The sequence below is a fragment of the Bacteroidia bacterium genome, assembly GCA_041391665.1.
Classification (GTDB): Bacteria; Bacteroidota; Bacteroidia; order J057; family J057; genus JAGQVA01.
This window is the reverse complement of record JAWKNO010000002.1, coordinates 509,159-524,121: the sequence shown is the minus strand read 5'-3', so window position 1 is coordinate 524,121 and position 14,963 is coordinate 509,159. Positions and strand designations below refer to the sequence as shown.

At 44.3% G+C, this 14,963-nt stretch carries 15 protein-coding genes; 13 read left to right on the top strand and 2 right to left on the bottom strand.

Annotated features, from left to right (window positions below):
* Nucleotides 1–58 precede the first annotated feature (58 nt).
* Genes R3D00_13785 through R3D00_13770 form a run of 4 tightly spaced genes read left to right on the top strand, consistent with a single transcriptional unit; the run spans nt 59 to nt 3,608 of the window.
* Nucleotides 59–1,021, top strand: coding sequence for a substrate-binding domain-containing protein (locus R3D00_13785; GenBank protein MEZ4774250.1), 963 nt, complete (start codon nt 59–61; stop codon nt 1,019–1,021).
* A 3-nt stretch (nt 1,022–1,024) separates the two neighbouring features.
* A complete protein-coding gene (gene pstC / locus R3D00_13780) occupies nt 1,025–1,918 on the top strand; it encodes a phosphate ABC transporter permease subunit PstC (protein MEZ4774249.1) in 894 nt (297 codons plus the stop codon).
* Nucleotides 1,919–1,935: 17 nt separating this feature from the next.
* On the top strand, nt 1,936–2,790 hold the full coding sequence (locus tag R3D00_13775; protein MEZ4774248.1) for an ABC transporter permease subunit: 855 nt from the start codon (nt 1,936–1,938) through the stop codon (nt 2,788–2,790).
* Nucleotides 2,787–3,608, top strand: coding sequence for a phosphate ABC transporter ATP-binding protein (locus R3D00_13770; protein MEZ4774247.1), 822 nt, complete (start codon nt 2,787–2,789; stop codon nt 3,606–3,608). The genes R3D00_13775 and R3D00_13770 overlap by 4 nt, the downstream gene beginning before the upstream one ends.
* Here R3D00_13770 and R3D00_13765 read toward each other — a convergent pair.
* Nucleotides 3,605–4,495 (bottom strand): metallophosphoesterase, encoded by an 891-nt coding sequence (locus R3D00_13765; GenBank protein MEZ4774246.1) that lies wholly within the window; start codon nt 4,493–4,495, stop codon nt 3,605–3,607. The two genes, R3D00_13770 and R3D00_13765, sit on opposite strands and share 4 nt — an antisense overlap.
* Before the next feature lie 125 nt (nt 4,496–4,620).
* On the opposite strand from R3D00_13765, the gene R3D00_13760 reads away from it, so the two are divergent.
* The 8 genes from R3D00_13760 (at nt 4,621) to R3D00_13725 (ending at nt 12,913) form a co-directional block, all read left to right on the top strand.
* Entirely contained in the window at nt 4,621–7,491 is a 2,871-nt protein-coding gene (locus R3D00_13760) for an FAD-linked oxidase C-terminal domain-containing protein (protein ID MEZ4774245.1), read from the top strand.
* An 8-nt stretch (nt 7,492–7,499) separates the two neighbouring features.
* Nucleotides 7,500–8,216 (top strand): hypothetical protein, encoded by a 717-nt coding sequence (locus R3D00_13755; GenBank protein MEZ4774244.1) that lies wholly within the window; start codon nt 7,500–7,502, stop codon nt 8,214–8,216.
* 250 nt (nt 8,217–8,466) lie between these two features.
* A complete protein-coding gene (locus tag R3D00_13750; protein ID MEZ4774243.1) occupies nt 8,467–8,742 on the top strand; it encodes a co-chaperone GroES in 276 nt (91 codons plus the stop codon).
* A 43-nt stretch (nt 8,743–8,785) separates the two neighbouring features.
* Nucleotides 8,786–10,447 (top strand): chaperonin GroEL, encoded by a 1,662-nt coding sequence (gene groL / locus R3D00_13745; protein ID MEZ4774242.1) that lies wholly within the window; start codon nt 8,786–8,788, stop codon nt 10,445–10,447.
* Between the two features lie 100 nt (nt 10,448–10,547).
* The gene (locus R3D00_13740; protein MEZ4774241.1) at nt 10,548–10,685 is read left to right on the top strand and encodes a hypothetical protein; all 138 of its coding nucleotides are present in this window, start codon (nt 10,548–10,550) and stop codon (nt 10,683–10,685) included.
* 80 nt (nt 10,686–10,765) lie between these two features.
* On the top strand, nt 10,766–11,254 hold the full coding sequence (locus tag R3D00_13735) for a transcriptional repressor (GenBank protein MEZ4774240.1): 489 nt from the start codon (nt 10,766–10,768) through the stop codon (nt 11,252–11,254).
* 7 nt (nt 11,255–11,261) lie between these two features.
* A complete protein-coding gene (locus R3D00_13730) occupies nt 11,262–11,603 on the top strand; it encodes an STAS domain-containing protein (protein MEZ4774239.1) in 342 nt (113 codons plus the stop codon).
* Nucleotides 11,604–11,629: 26 nt separating this feature from the next.
* Nucleotides 11,630–12,913, top strand: a complete 1,284-nt coding sequence (locus R3D00_13725; GenBank protein ID MEZ4774238.1) for an adenylosuccinate synthase — start codon at nt 11,630–11,632, stop codon at nt 12,911–12,913.
* 13 nt (nt 12,914–12,926) lie between these two features.
* Here R3D00_13725 and R3D00_13720 read toward each other — a convergent pair whose 3' ends face one another.
* A complete protein-coding gene (locus R3D00_13720; GenBank protein MEZ4774237.1) occupies nt 12,927–13,562 on the bottom strand; it encodes a WG repeat-containing protein in 636 nt (211 codons plus the stop codon).
* A gap of 69 nt (nt 13,563–13,631) precedes the next feature.
* Between R3D00_13720 and R3D00_13715 the strand changes: the two genes are divergently transcribed.
* Nucleotides 13,632–14,888 carry a T9SS type A sorting domain-containing protein gene (locus R3D00_13715; protein MEZ4774236.1) on the top strand — a complete coding sequence of 419 codons (1,257 nt, stop codon included), beginning with the start codon at nt 13,632–13,634 and terminating at the stop codon, nt 14,886–14,888.
* Nucleotides 14,889–14,963 lie beyond the last annotated feature (75 nt).

The following is a 14,963-nucleotide window of genomic DNA, read 5'->3' as shown; positions in this document are numbered from 1 at the left end:
TGCCGCATAAGACAATACGTTAGTTCCCGCATTAAGAAAATTTAACACCTATCATATTATGAAAAACAGAATTGGCATTTATTTGCTCACAGGCATTCTATTGTCCATTTTTTCCGCATGCCGCTCAGACACCAAGGTTGCATCCGGCGAAGATCATGAAACGCAAACCCTAAAAGGTACGATCTCCATTTCCGGGGCATTTGCCCTTTATCCGCTGGTAAATGTGTGGGCGGAAGAATTCAGAAAAGAGTATCCCGATGTCAGAATTAATATTTCCGGGGGAGGAGCAGGCAAAGGTATGGCAGATGTGCTGGCAGGGGCTACAGATCTCGGTATGTTTTCAAGGGAAGTAACCAATGCCGAAATTGAAAAAGGCGCCTGGTGGATTTCTGTAACTAAAGATGCTGTCATCCCTACCATCAGTGAAAAAAATCCTTTGCTGGATCAGATCAAAAGGAAAGGTCTGACCCGGGAGGAACTAACTTCCTGCTTTCTGAAAGAAGGCAAAAAAATGTGGCCGATGTCTTCGCTTGAACTAAATGCCTATACCCGTTCTGATGCTTCCGGGGCAGCTGATGTCTGGGCAAAATATCTCGGGGGCAATTCTCAGGAAGAACTGAAAGGAATTGCTGTTTACGGCGATCCCGGGCTGGCAGAGGCCATAAAAAATGACCCGAAAGGTATTGGGTTTAACAATATCATCTATGTTTTTGACCTGAACTCGGGTGAAAAATATCCCGAAATCGAAGTCGCTCCCATAGATATCAATGCCAACGGGAAAATCGATCCTGAAGAAGATTTTTATCACAATCTCGATGAAATCAATGCGGCAATTGTTGATGGCAGATACCCCTCCCCTCCGGCCCGTGAACTATACCTGATCTCCAAAGGGAAACCCGCTAATCCGATAGTTGTTACTTTCCTGCAATGGGTACTGGATAAAGGGCAACAGTTTGTAGAAGCTAATGGATATATCCTGCTACATGAATCCGTCATTGGAGAACAAAAAAAGAAATTATAAACCATGTCGTACGCAATCAGACATTATCAGGAATTTCTTCGGAAAAGTTGGATGCAGATCACGCTGGGCCTGATCCTTTTCCTTCCCCTGGCAATAGGTTTGACTTTATTGTTTAAATCATTGCCTTTGCTCACGAATCTTGAATTTTCAGGGTTTTTACTCGGCTCCGAATGGATACCCGCACAAGGGAAGTTTGGTCTGCTTCCTTTTATTGTGAGTTCTGTTATAATTTCTTTTATCGGCCTGCTGATTATGGTTCCCCTATGCCTGACCGCCGCTATTTACATCACTCAGTTTGCGCCTGTATGGATATCTCGCTTCCTCCGGTCAGTGATTGATATTCTTGCAGGAATCCCTTCCGTAATCTTTGGCCTTTGGGGTGTTATCAGCATCGTACCCGTTGTGTCGTCATGGGCAAATTTATACGGCACGGAAAATTCATCCGGATATTCTCTGCTAGCTGCCGGCGTAGTCGTTTCCGTTTCAGTTATGCCTTTTATGATGAATATGTTAATTGGCCTTTTTGAGTCTGTAGCAATTGAATTTAAAGAAGTTGCCTTGTCAATGGGCGCCAGTTACTGGCAGACGATTAAATGGGTGATTTTGAAAAAAATCAGGCCGGGCATTTGGGCATCTTTTACCCTGGGTGCCAGTAAATCATTTGGAGAAACCATTGCGGTATTAATGGTAGTTGGCAATGTTGTGAAGATTCCCGGCAGTTTGTTTGACCCTGGCTACCCATTATCTGCACTACTGGCCAATAACTATGGAGAGATGATGTCTATCCCTATGTACGATGCAGCATTGATGTTCTCTGCGCTCATATTGCTCATCATCGTCATCTTCTTCAATTACCTGTCCCACAAAGTGATCCGCTATTACCAGTCAAAGGCTTAACTTATAAAACCCATTTTATGCGCAGATATATCTATTTAGAAGAAAAAATCGCAAAAACGGTACTTGCTCTGTTTACTATGCTGATTGTTGTCGTTCTTTTCAGCATCATCGGAGGTATTTTTGTCAAAGGCCTTCCTGCACTTAGCCTGGAAATGATCACTCAGGTACCCAAAGGGGGGTATTATTTTGGGAAAGAAGGGGGAATACTGAATGCGATATTGGGTTCGGTTTATCTTGCTATCGGCGCCTCGCTGATTACCTGTACAATCAGCATCCCCGTTGCACTTTTTATCCATACTTATTTATTCTCTTTCCCAGGCTGGCAAAAAAGGATTCGCCTTTGGCTGGATGTCTTATGGGGGGTTCCGCCCATCGTCTATGGTGCTTTCGGGTTTAATCTCATGCTTTTTATGGGATGGCCGACTTCTCTCCTGGCAGCTATCATAACAGTTTCGCTGCTGATCAGCCCAGTAATGATCCGGGCTATGGATGAAAGCCTTCAGCAAATACCTTCTGGAATGTTTGAATCGGCTTTGTCTCTGGGTTTTTTTAAAGGAGAAATCGGTTTTAAATTTCTATTCAAACAAGCTTTACCGGGTGTTGCGACGGCATTTCTTCTCGCGCTTGGAAAAGGTATCGGAGATACAGCCTCTGTACTTTTTACCGCAGGTTATACCGACTACATCCCCGAAAGTCTTTCAGATCCTGCCGCTACCCTGCCCCTTGCTGTATTTTTTCAACTAAGCTCTCCCATCCCGGAAGTGAAGTCCCGGGCCTATGCCGCTGCCGTGGTTTTAACCATTATCGTTCTGATTATCAGCCTTTCATCTCGTTTTATCAGTTTTCAACTTTCAAAAAATAAAATACAATGAGTAGTATTGATCAAAATACGCCCTTTCTGGATGAGGAAATCATCAGGAAAGATGAATCAAAAGGTTTGCACAATCTCCTTTATGTCAATAACCTGAGCTTATGGCATGGGAAACAACAAACTTTAAAAAATGTCGAATTAAACATCCGGGATAAAGGCATAACCGTCCTTTTAGGTCCTTCGGGTTGTGGCAAAACCACTCTGCTCAAAACATTTAACCGCCTCACTGATATCTACCCGGATATCCGTACTGAAGGTTCTGTTTTTTTTGAAGGCAAAGATATCCTGGGCAAACAGACCGATGTATATAATCTCAGACAAAAAATGGGGCTGCTTTCTCAAAAACCGCAGCCACTTCCAGGTACCATTAGCGACAATATTCGTTTCGCGCTGAAATTAAAAGGTACCTGCGCCAAATCTGAGCTGGATGACCGGGTAGAATATTATCTCCGCAAGGTTGCGCTCTGGGAAGAAGTGAAAGAAAGGCTCAAAAGCCCCGCCGGCAGGCTTTCTATCGGACAGCAACAGCGTCTTTGCCTGGCAAGAGGGTTGGCCATAGAACCACGGGTTATCCTTGCTGACGAACCGACCTCCGCGCTGGATCCTATTTCTTCCCGAAAAATTGAGGAGCAGTTTAAAGAACTTAGTCAGGACGTCGCAATCGTATTGGTTACCCACATCCTTCGGCAGGCAAAACGACTGGCAGACTATGTTGCCTTCATGTATTTCGGGGAAGTCGTCGAAAAAGGTCGTCCCGGCGTTGTATTTGAAAATCCCAAAACCGAAACATTTAAAGAATACCTGCTTGTTGGTCATTAATGAGGGGCAAACTTCAATACCCGGTAAGGTTCCCGCCCTTCTCCTTTGACCATTAACCGGTCTTTGTAAACGTCAACTACTGCCCATGCAGTGGTTGATTCTGTTTCTACCATACCGTGAAAAATCAGGTAATGGATCCCATTACTTACCGTATAACCGCCGGCATGGTTGTGGCCGCTCATCCATGCAACTACGCCTTTGGATGACTCCAGCAGGGTTTTTACTTCATTGTCATTCCATAGATTATGCGCCTCGGACGGATAAATCGGAAAATGTGAAAACAGTACAACATACTGATTTTTTTTCTCCGCATCTTTCAGAGTCTTTTCGATCCACCGGAATTGTTTTTTGCCTATTCCACCATTCCACTCCTGTGCCTGTGGTTTGCCATTTGCTTTCACTGACTCATAAATATGTGCGGCAGTTTTCTGCTGTTTGCTTCCTCCCGGCCAGGCATATACGCTCTCCTCATTGCCGTCCGTTACAATAAACCGCCAGTTCTGCACAGTATAATCATAATACCGCTTTTCCAGCCCAAGCCTGCCCGGGACTTTTTCTTTTTCGCCATCATCAACCGAAAATTCGTGATTGCCCAGGACAAAATATACTGGCGTGTCTAGCCTATCAAAAATGGGCAAAATAGTATCAAAACTCCGGTAATCCCGATCTATCACATCTCCCAGATGAACCACAAAAGATAGCTCTTTAGTGGCGAGAACCGCTACACTGGAATCTAGTTTTGCCGGGGAAAGTCTGTAAAAGCGGCTGCCTTTTGTATCACAATCGCAGTATTGTACATCCGCTATCACGCCAAAGGAAAACAATGGTTTTTCTGTCTGTGCGGAAATGCTATATCCACTACATAAGGCAATTAACAAAATTGTCATTTTGACTGATAATCTGTATTTGTTCATACGTTTTCCATCTTTTGTGGTCGCAATCCATTACATCTGTTTCCTGAATTTCAAAAAAAGGTTGCATATTACCGCTCACAAACCTACAACTTTCCCGAATGAATCTGACAGCAATGATCGAGGAACTTCGCCAGCAAGTCAGCGGCGACCTCCACACTGACGATTACGCTCTTGGGCTTTATGCGACAGATGCCAGTATTTATCAGATAAAGCCCCTGGCGGTCGTTGCTGTTAAAGACGAGACAGATGTTCTTGCCGCTATTAAAATTGCCCAAAAATATGGGGTAACCCTTCTCCCCCGTGGAGGTGGCACCAGCCTGGCCGGACAGACAGTAGGGCATTCTCTGATTCTGGATTTCTCCCGTTATATGAATCAGGTCATTGAGTTTAATGAATCTGAACGATGGGTTCGGGTCCAGCCAGGACTTGTCAGGGATGAGTTAAACGCTTTCCTCTCTCCCTATAAACTTCATTTTGCCCCTGACCCGGCTACCTCCAGTCGTGCAAATATTGGTGGCATGATCGGAAACAATTCTTCGGGCACCAAGAGCATTTTGTATGGAAAAACCGTTGATCACGTACTTGAATCGCGTTTTATTCTGGCCGACGGCACCCTCCTCCACCTCAAAAATCATAGCCCGGAGTCCTGGGATCAAGTTGCCAGTCAAAACGATCGCGAAGGAGAGATCTACCGGAAATTTCGCGAATTGATTCATCAAAACCGCACAGAGATTGAAGCCCGTTTCCCAAAAGTCATGCGAAGAGTCGGCGGCTACAACCTGGACGAATTTATCCACACCGACCAATGGAACCTCGCCAAACTTGTTACCGGGAGCGAAGGTACGCTAGGGGTCATGCTGGAAGCAAAAATCAACCTCGAACCACTCCCCAGATTCGAATCCGTTTGTGTCGTACACTATCACACCGTACTGGATGCCATCTATTCGGTGGAAACCATGCTCAAATACCAACCCGCCGCCGTTGAGATTCTCGACGATGTCGTGGTACAACTCAGTCGGGAAAATCTCGAAACCTCCCGCCATAGTCACTTTATCCAGGGAAACCCTGCTGCTATTCTCATAGTCGAATTTTATGGCGAAACACCCGAAGAAGTAGAAACACGGCCACTGCAAATGATTGAAGAACTGAAAAGCAAAGGCATGGGATATGCGCACCCGCTTTTCACTGATGAAAAAAATCACGATGATGTTTGGGTAATCCGCAAAAAAGGGCTTGGCTTAATGCTCGGCATCAAAGGAAAAGCTAAACCGCTGCCGTTTATTGAAGATGCCGGCATTCCCATTCCTCATTTACCCGAATATATTGACCGCGTACTTAAGCTATGTGCGGACCTCGACACCAAAGTTTCTATGTATGCACATGCCAGCGTGGGTGTCATTCACGTACGACCGATCCTTGATCTAAGGGAAGAAACTGACATAAAAAAACTAACTCAAATTGCAGAACGCACTTTTAACCTTGTCATGGAATATGGCGGCTCCTGGAGTGGGGAACATGGAGACGGACTGGTGAGAAGTCCCTTTAATGAGAAATTTTTTGGCCCTATCGTTTATCAGCTTCTAAAAGATGTAAAGGCGCTTTTTGACCCTGAAAACCGAATGAATCCCGGAAAGATTGTCGATGCCCCGCCCATGGACCAAAATCTTCGATATGGTAAGTCCTACCACTCAGCGCCACCGACAACCCATTTCCACTACCGCCAGGAGAATGGCTTCGAAGCAGCTGTCGATATGTGTACTGGGGTAGGCGAATGCAGAAAAGTATTGTCAGGCACCATGTGCCCCAGTTTTATTGCTACCCGCAATGAAGAACATTCCACCCGTGGGCGCGCAAATGCGCTCCGGCTTGCTATGTCGGGTCAGCTGGATGAAGAAGGACTCACCAGTCCCCGGCTCAGGGAAGTCCTTGACTTATGCCTTTCCTGCAAAGGCTGCAAGTCTGAGTGCCCCAGCAACGTTGACATGGCCAGACTTAAAAGCGATGTATCTCAACTCTATTACGACAAACACGGCCTTTCATTCAGAGATAAACTGATTCGCAACACGACCAAAGCAGCGAAACAGCTGAGTGGCAGTATGGCACCCGTAGTTAACCGGGTACAAAAGACTAAAATTTTCCGCGTAGCAATGGAAAAAATGGCGGGATTTGACCGGCGCAGAGTGCTACCTGAATACGCTGCGGAGACTTTTGAAAAATGGTACCGCAAACAAGCACATGTTTCATCCCCAGATAAACCGAAGGTGGTTTTGTTTGCCGACACCTTCCTCAACCATCACGAACCTGAAGTAGGTATTGCCGCATTCAGGTTGTTGCAGGATTGTGGTTATGAAGTAATTCCGGCCTTTGCCGGCTGCTGTCAACGCCCAAAGATTTCTCATGGATTTTTGAGAGAGGCCAAAACTGAAGGAGAAAAAACGCTGAGGAATCTTAATACCTATATTCAGGAACACATACCTGTAGTAGTCGTAGAACCAAGTTGTGCCTCGGCACTTACTGATGATCTGCCTGAGTTGCTCGAAGATATCGGTTTGGGTGAAAGCATTAAATCGGGGGTAAAAATGATTGATATTTTCCTGGCAGAAGAGAAGGCCGCAGGCAGACTTGATGTCAGTCTCGAACTTATTGCAGAAACCAACCTTCTGCATGGCCATTGTCATCAAAAAGCCCTTTTTGGTACCAAGGCGATGAAACAACTCGTTTCCGGAAATGGCAAATCCATCAGTGAAATCCCTTCAGGATGTTGCGGAATGGCAGGCTCATTTGGCTACGAAAAAGAGCATTATGATTTGTCCCGGAAAATAGGGGAGCGCAAATTATTTCCTGCAATAAAAACCGCTGAAGCCCAAACCGGTATCATTGCCTGCGGTTTTAGCTGCCGTCACCAGATCGAACATTTCACCGAAAAGAAGGCACGCCACTGGGTTGAGATGGTTCGGGTAAAAAAATAACCTTCGACATGACTCGCATACTTTCAATATTATTTATTTCTATTCAACTGACAGGATTTTCTTCCTGCCAGAAAAAGCCCGAACAAACCGCCCAAACCGCTACGGTTCAAACTGTTAAGGTGCCTGATACATTAATGATTCTCACACTGGAGAGAACTATTTATCCGTTGGAAAAAACCGTTTCGATGCCATGGGCAGTTCGGCTTTCAGATGTATTGGCAGACATTGGCAAACCGATAAGCATTGTTCGTTCGTTTTACGAATTTATACCTGAGAATTTGGCAGATTCTCTGATCAGTCTTCACCCTGCAGTAGTCGTGATCGACTTTGGATTAATGGAATCCTGGGTAAATACAACCAATCAGAACGATGACTCAGCACTGCCATTAACGGAATTTCGCAATCGTTTACACCAGCTTTCCAAAACATTTTCGGCAAGAGGAATATATGTAATCCTACTTACCCCCAACCCATTGGGCGAGGCATATGAAAAATGGCGAAGCGACCGCCTGGAAATGTATGCAGCGACCATACGCGATTTGGCAAACCAATTCTCACTGGCATTGGTAGATGTGGAAGGGAGTTTTGGCCAATACGCATCTATACCGGGCAATCAATTGTCGGATTTACTGATAGAAGGTAAATATCCCAATGATATCGGACAGGCAATCATTGCAGAAGATGTTGGCGTTTCTATTGCGTATCAGTTGTACCCGGGGAAATAATACCCCCATATCTTACTCAATATTAGCGATTTCAGATAATTATTGCGAACTTCGCAGGCTGTTTTGACAGGGTGGATCAAAATGCCAATATGTCATTCTGACAAACCATTTCTGCCAAAATGAAAGTAACGTCAAGGTGTTTGTAAAATTTGTCATAAACAGGATGCTTGGCATATTTTTCGAAAAACCCTACACGTAACAAATATGAAATTTATCTCATAAAACTATTTATTTAAATCGCGAATCAACTATGGCAGTAAACATTAAACCATTAGCTGACAGAGTGCTGGTACAGCCGGCGCCTGCGGAAGAAAAGACAGCTTCTGGTATCATCATTCCTGATACCGCTAAAGAAAAACCACAACGCGGAACCGTTGTCGCTGTCGGTCCAGGTAAAAAAGACGAACCAACCTCAGTTTCTGTAGGAGACACCGTTTTATATGGCAAATACTCCGGTACAGAAATCAGTATCGAAGGAACAGATTATCTTATGATGAGAGAGTCTGATATCCTCGCGATTGTTTAATTTTTCCACAAAAATTCCAAAATCAAATTATTGCAAATAAGCTATGGCTAAAAAAATTGATTTTAATGTTGAGGCTCGCGACCGTTTGAAAAGAGGCGTAGATGCATTGGCAAATGCTGTAAAAGTAACCCTCGGGCCAAAAGGAAGAAATGTCGTTATTGACAAAAAATTTGGCGCCCCGGCCATCACAAAAGATGGTGTTACCGTCGCTAAAGAAATAGAGCTGAAAGATCCCGTAGAAAATATGGGTGCCCAAATGGTGAAGGAAGTTGCTTCCAAAACCGCTGATATCGCAGGTGATGGTACAACGACCGCTACAGTACTGGCTCAGGCTATGGTACGTGAAGGTTTGAAAAACGTAACAGCCGGCGCTAACCCTATGGAGCTGAAAAAAGGTATCGAAGAAGCTACGAAAGTGGTAGTTGCTCAGCTGAAAAAATTCTCTAAAAACATCGCCGATTCCAAAGAAATTGCACAGGTTGCAACCATCTCTTCCAATAATGACGAAGAAATTGGTGCCTTCATCGCTGATGCAATGGACAAAGTTGGAAAAGATGGTGTTATCACTGTTGAAGAAGCCAAAGGTCTTGACACTTACCTCGACGTAGTGGAAGGTATGCAGTTTGACCGTGGATACCTCTCGGCTTACTTTGTAACCAATCCTGACTCCATGGTAGTAGAGCTGGATAATCCTTTTATCCTCCTCCACGACAAAAAAGTCTCTCAGATGAAGGACCTTCTTCCTGTACTTGAGCAAACCGTTCAGACAGGTCGTCCGCTTCTGATTGTTGCTGAAGACGTTGATGGTGAAGCATTGGCTACGCTGGTTGTAAACAAAATCCGTGGTTCGCTGAAAGTTGCTGCGGTAAAAGCTCCGGGCTTTGGAGACCGCAGAAAAGCTATGCTCGAAGATATCGCTATCCTTACAGGTGGCCAGGTAATCTCCGATGAGCGTGGATTCAAACTGGAAAATACAACCCTCGACATGCTGGGAACTTGTAAAAAAGTTTCTATTGACAAAGATAACACAACGATCGTTGACGGTGGAGGTGATACTGAGCTGATTTCAGCGCGTATCAAGCAGATCAAATCTCAAATCGAATCCACTACTTCAGATTACGACCGCGAAAAACTCCAGGAGCGTCTGGCAAAACTTTCCGGTGGTGTTGCAGTGCTTTATGTAGGTGCTGCTACTGAAGTGGAAATGAAAGAGAAAAAAGACCGTGTGGACGATGCGCTTCATGCAACCAAAGCGGCTGTAGAAGAGGGCATTATCCCTGGTGGTGGTGTTGCACTGGTACGTGCAATTGCAGCCCTGAAGCCCGGTCGTGGCGGGATCAATGACAACTTCCTGAAGGGAGATGTAGGTATCGGCGTGGCTATCGTTCGTCGTGCATTGGAAGAACCGCTTCGTCAAATCGTGGAAAATGCTGGCCTCGAAGCTGGTGTTATCCTGAACGCGGTTATGTCTAGTGACCAACTTGACTATGGTTTTAATGCCCGCAATGAGCAGTACGAAAACTTCTTCGAAACAGGTATCATTGACCCGACCAAAGTAGCAAGAACTGCACTGGAAAATGCATCCTCTATCGCTGGTATGCTCCTGACCACAGAAGCTGTGATTACAGATGAACCCGAACCAGAATCAGACGGTGGTGGTCATCATCATGGTGGAATGGGCGGCGGCATGGGCGGCATGATGTAGTCCCATTCAAAATAAACCCAAAAGCTGTCCTTCGGGACAGCTTTTTTTTTGTTTTTTTTCTTATATTAGGTAGGTAAATAAACACCCTAAACCCCCGATTATGAATACTTTTTCAACGATTATTCTGATCGCAATCATTGCTGCCGGTTTCTATTTTACCTATTGGGCCATTCAACGTACACTTAAAGAAGAACCATCAGGAAAAACAAAAAGCAAAAAAAGCCGTCACAAAGCTTGAAACCAAGGGCTCTTTCTCCTGCCACCCGTGGTAACATCCTGATTTTTTCTTACATTTGGCAGGAGTTTAATTACTAGTCTATGCCGGATATCCCACCGATTAAGCAGAAAGAAAGGATTCAGGAGGTAAAGACCATTTTCGCCGGTTATCTGGACAAAAAAGGGCAGCGGAAAACACCTGAAAGGTTTGCCATTCTCGAAGAGATCTACCAAAGGTCGGATCACTTCGATGTGGAATCTTTGTACATACATATGAAAAACAACAACTACCGTGTAAGTCGGGCAACGGTCTACAATACCCTCGACCTTCTGGTAGAATGTGATCTTGTAAAAAGGCACCAGTTTGGTTCCTCGCAAGCACTATATGAAAAATCTTATGGCTATAAACAACATGACCACATGATCTGTTCCTCCTGTGGAAAAGTCATGGAGTTTTGCGACCCCCGACTCGGTGAAATTGAAAAAACCATCGGGGAAATTCTTGATTTTGAAGTTTCTCACCATTCTCTTACCATCTATGGTCAATGCAAAGATGTAACCTGTGAAGGTCGTAAGGGAACTAATCACTAGCAAAAAAATGGAATTTAAAACAACCACCTCCGATCAGGTTGTCATCTATCACCTGAAAGGAAATCTGATTGGAGAAACTGATGGTATTCCGCTAACGGAATCTTTCAGCGAATATATTGAAAATGGTGCAAGAAATTTTGTCATCAATCTCCAACATCTTCAACATATCAATTCAAGCGGACTAGGCGTGCTGATTACGCTTTTGACAAAAGCCAGAAAAATTGGCGGTGAAGTATCTCTGGCCAATCCTTCTTCTTTTATCCAGAATCTGCTTATCATTACCAAACTGAATACTATATTCAAAATCCATCCTACAGAAGAAGATGCCGTTAAGGCTTTTGTTCTCTAATTAATCCAAATTCTAAACCAACTACTATGCCTGTAGACGTATTACTGGGCCTGCAATGGGGCGACGAAGGGAAAGGAAAAGTCGTGGATGTGTTTACCCCGAGTTATGATATCGTAGCCCGCTTTCAGGGTGGCCCAAATGCCGGGCATACCATTGTCTTTGACGGAACCAAATATGTACTTCATCTTATTCCTTCGGGAATCTTTCACCCAAATACTGCCTGTATCATCGGAAATGGTGTAGTGCTGGATCCGATTACGCTTAAAAAGGAAATTGAAACACTGGAAGGTTCGGGGAAAAATATCAGAGATCAATTGTATATTTCCAAAAGGGCGCATCTCATCTTACCTTCTCATAAACTTCTTGACGCGGCCTCAGAGCATGCCAAAGGAGATAAAAAGATTGGATCTACTCTTAGAGGAATCGGACCTACCTATATGGATAAAACCGGAAGGAATGGATTGCGCGTGGGTGATCTGGTTTCTGGTGATTTTGAGCAAAAATATCAGTTTCTCCTGGCCAAACACCGCCGAATGCTCGATGACTATTACGGATTTGAGTATGACCTCTCCGCTACGGAAGATCAGTTTCGCGAGGCCATAGACTTTCTCTGTGAGCTCAATCTTGTAAATACGGAGTATATGCTTGCAGATGCATTAAAAGCAGGAAAAAATATCCTTGCCGAAGGTGCACAAGGAACACTTCTCGATATCGAGTTTGGCAGCTATCCTTATGTAACCAGTTCTAATACAACTACAGCTGGCGCTTGCGTTGGCCTGGGCATTCCGCCTCAGCAGATCGGTCGCGTATTTGGCATTTTCAAAGCTTATTGCACCCGGGTAGGCAGTGGACCCTTCCCCACAGAACTCAACGACGATCTTGGAGAGAAAATCCGTCAGGAGGGCAGCGAATTTGGCGCAACAACCGGAAGACCCCGTCGAACAGGTTGGATTGACCTTCCGCTGCTTAAATACGCGGTTCAACTAAATGGTGTTACCGACTTAATCATGACCAAAGCAGATGTTCTTTCCATGCTTGATGAAATCCAGGTCTGTACAAGCTATATTGTAGAAGGAGGAGAAACTCAAGAAGTGCCTTTTGACTTTGAAACCTCTAAAGTTGAGCCTGTCTATGATTCATTTCCAGGGTGGAAAGCAGACATTACCGCTGCCAGAACCAAAGAGGATCTCCCCAAAGCGTTAAGAGATTATATCGATGCGCTGGAATCGTATCTTGACGTACCGGTATCCTATGTATCCGTAGGACCAGACAGACAACAAATATTATCAATGGAAACACTTACGGTTTAATTTCCAGGTACAGCTATTCACACCCTTCGATACATTTCCCGGAATGATCAATATAAAAGGTCTGCACATCTATGCGGACCTTTGCTTTTCCACTAAAAAAAGGAAAAGCCTCGTCGTACACCATCTCCGTAATCCTCTTCCCTTGTGTATTAAAATAAGCACTTTTCCCCTCACGACTGACAATGACCAATCCTTCAGAAGAATTTTGTGCATAATCATACTCCAAAGGAATTACTGTCTGTCCGGAATAGTTGATAAATCCGTAACGGCTATTTAAAGAAACCATGGCTACTGAATCCTGATACGACCAGACACGATCATACATCAAAGGTACAACCTCCTCTCCCCGGGCATTGATAAATCCTGATTTATCATTGACACTAACTTTTGCCCGACCTTCCCGAAAATCAGAAGCCTTGTCATATATTGGCTTTGCTACGATCTCTCCGGAGGCAGCAATAAATCCATACTTACCTTCCTGGAGTACACGCGAAACATTATCCTCCAAAGGCCATACTTTCTCAAATACACTAAAAATAATGCCTTCAGGATATTTGAGCGTATCATTTTGTGAAAAAATGGGGTTCCCCATCAGAATCCCTATCAACAAGAAACCCGCTCGTGTGGAAAAAGAAAAATCATTCCTCATATCATTCTTTGTTTTGCTACATACAAAATGCCTATTTTATTGCGATAAAGTAATCTAATATAATTACCCATGTCCAGGTTTATTCATCTTATCCTTATTCTGCTACTTTCACTTCAGGTCCAAAGCCAACTCCGCATTCGGGTCATGCAATACAATCTGCTAAGCTTTGGACCACCTTGTACGAATGTAAATATTAGCAACAAATATAACTGGCTGGGTACCATTTTGGAGCACTATCAACCGCATATCTTTACAGTAAACGAATTGGGCCCCAATATCGCTTATGCCAATGGGATAAAAGCTTTGTCTTTTGACTATACCAACCGGATTTCCTATGCAGACTTTACCAACAATGCCAATTCCAACTTTGTCAATCAACTGTTTTATGACCATGATATATTTGCCTATACAGGCGTTGAGGTGATCGGCGGATTTCTCAGAGACATGAATGTCTATCATCTGTACATAAAGCCGACTACTGTAACACCAGGCGTAGATACCGTATTTCTCGACTGTATCGTAGCCCATTACAAAGCTGGCGACACGCCCGGAGATGCTAACACAAGGGCGGGCATGGCTCAGGCCGTCATGAACTATATCAGCACCAAAGGAAAAGGGAAAAACATTCTGGTCATGGGTGATTTTAATTTATATTCCCACAATGAGGCAGCCTTTCAGACCATGGTTTTTAATCCTGATACTTCTATCAGACTCCTTGATCCTGCCGGGAAACAAAACGGCTGGAACGGCTCTACTCATGCTATCATTCATACACAATCACCCAGACAAAGCTCTGTAGATTGTGGTTCCGGCGGAGGAATGGACGACAGGTTTGACTTTATCCTTGCCAGTCCTGCAATTATGGGAGATACTGCCGGAATTGGTTATGTACCCGGCACTTATGCAGCTTTGGGAAATGACGGAAACAGCTACAATCAGGAATTATTATGTAGTAATACAGGATCAGTACCTGCAGCAATTTGTGCGGCAATGAAACAAATGTCAGACCACCTCCCCGTAGTTATGCAGCTGGAGGTCGCAGGGGTTACCGGAATTGAAGATCATCAACTGGCCGATTTTTCATTTTCTGTTACTCCTCAAAAGAATGATAATATTATTCGCGTCTATTTCAGCGACGATTTATCAAAACCCCAAACCCGGGAGATATCATTGACTAATCTTTTTGGACAAACTCTTTTTACCCAAACAATCTCTCCAGGTGTAAGCCAAATAGCGATTCCTGCGACTTCTCTGGCGAGTGGCTTATATGTCATCAGACTCAAAAATAGCCAGAATCAATCCGTCGTACGCAAACTTTTGTGGTGATTTGGTCAGAGTAATTCTATATGTCCGGAGGAGAAACTCCAATAATGTTAGAATTTTGTGCTAATTATATTTGCT

What these genes read in the sequence shown, in the direction of transcription:
- R3D00_13770 (MEZ4774247.1), top strand. Translation starts at nt 2,787, where the DNA reads ATGAGTAGTATTGATCAAAATACGCCCTTTCTGGATGAGGAAATCATC.
- R3D00_13765 (MEZ4774246.1), bottom strand. Translation starts at nt 4,495, where the DNA reads ATGACAATTTTGTTAATTGCCTTATGTAGTGGATATAGCATTTCCGCA.
- pstC (MEZ4774249.1), top strand. Translation starts at nt 1,025, where the DNA reads ATGTCGTACGCAATCAGACATTATCAGGAATTTCTTCGGAAAAGTTGG.
- R3D00_13720 (MEZ4774237.1), bottom strand. Translation starts at nt 13,562, where the DNA reads ATGAGGAATGATTTTTCTTTTTCCACACGAGCGGGTTTCTTGTTGATA.
- R3D00_13730 (MEZ4774239.1), top strand. Translation starts at nt 11,262, where the DNA reads ATGGAATTTAAAACAACCACCTCCGATCAGGTTGTCATCTATCACCTG.
- R3D00_13735 (MEZ4774240.1), top strand. Translation starts at nt 10,766, where the DNA reads ATGCCGGATATCCCACCGATTAAGCAGAAAGAAAGGATTCAGGAGGTA.
- R3D00_13740 (MEZ4774241.1), top strand. Translation starts at nt 10,548, where the DNA reads ATGAATACTTTTTCAACGATTATTCTGATCGCAATCATTGCTGCCGGT.
- R3D00_13725 (MEZ4774238.1), top strand. Translation starts at nt 11,630, where the DNA reads ATGCCTGTAGACGTATTACTGGGCCTGCAATGGGGCGACGAAGGGAAA.
- R3D00_13775 (MEZ4774248.1), top strand. Translation starts at nt 1,936, where the DNA reads ATGCGCAGATATATCTATTTAGAAGAAAAAATCGCAAAAACGGTACTT.
- R3D00_13785 (MEZ4774250.1), top strand. Translation starts at nt 59, where the DNA reads ATGAAAAACAGAATTGGCATTTATTTGCTCACAGGCATTCTATTGTCC.
- R3D00_13755 (MEZ4774244.1), top strand. Translation starts at nt 7,500, where the DNA reads ATGACTCGCATACTTTCAATATTATTTATTTCTATTCAACTGACAGGA.
- R3D00_13760 (MEZ4774245.1), top strand. Translation starts at nt 4,621, where the DNA reads ATGAATCTGACAGCAATGATCGAGGAACTTCGCCAGCAAGTCAGCGGC.
- R3D00_13750 (MEZ4774243.1), top strand. Translation starts at nt 8,467, where the DNA reads ATGGCAGTAAACATTAAACCATTAGCTGACAGAGTGCTGGTACAGCCG.
- groL (MEZ4774242.1), top strand. Translation starts at nt 8,786, where the DNA reads ATGGCTAAAAAAATTGATTTTAATGTTGAGGCTCGCGACCGTTTGAAA.
- R3D00_13715 (MEZ4774236.1), top strand. Translation starts at nt 13,632, where the DNA reads ATGTCCAGGTTTATTCATCTTATCCTTATTCTGCTACTTTCACTTCAG.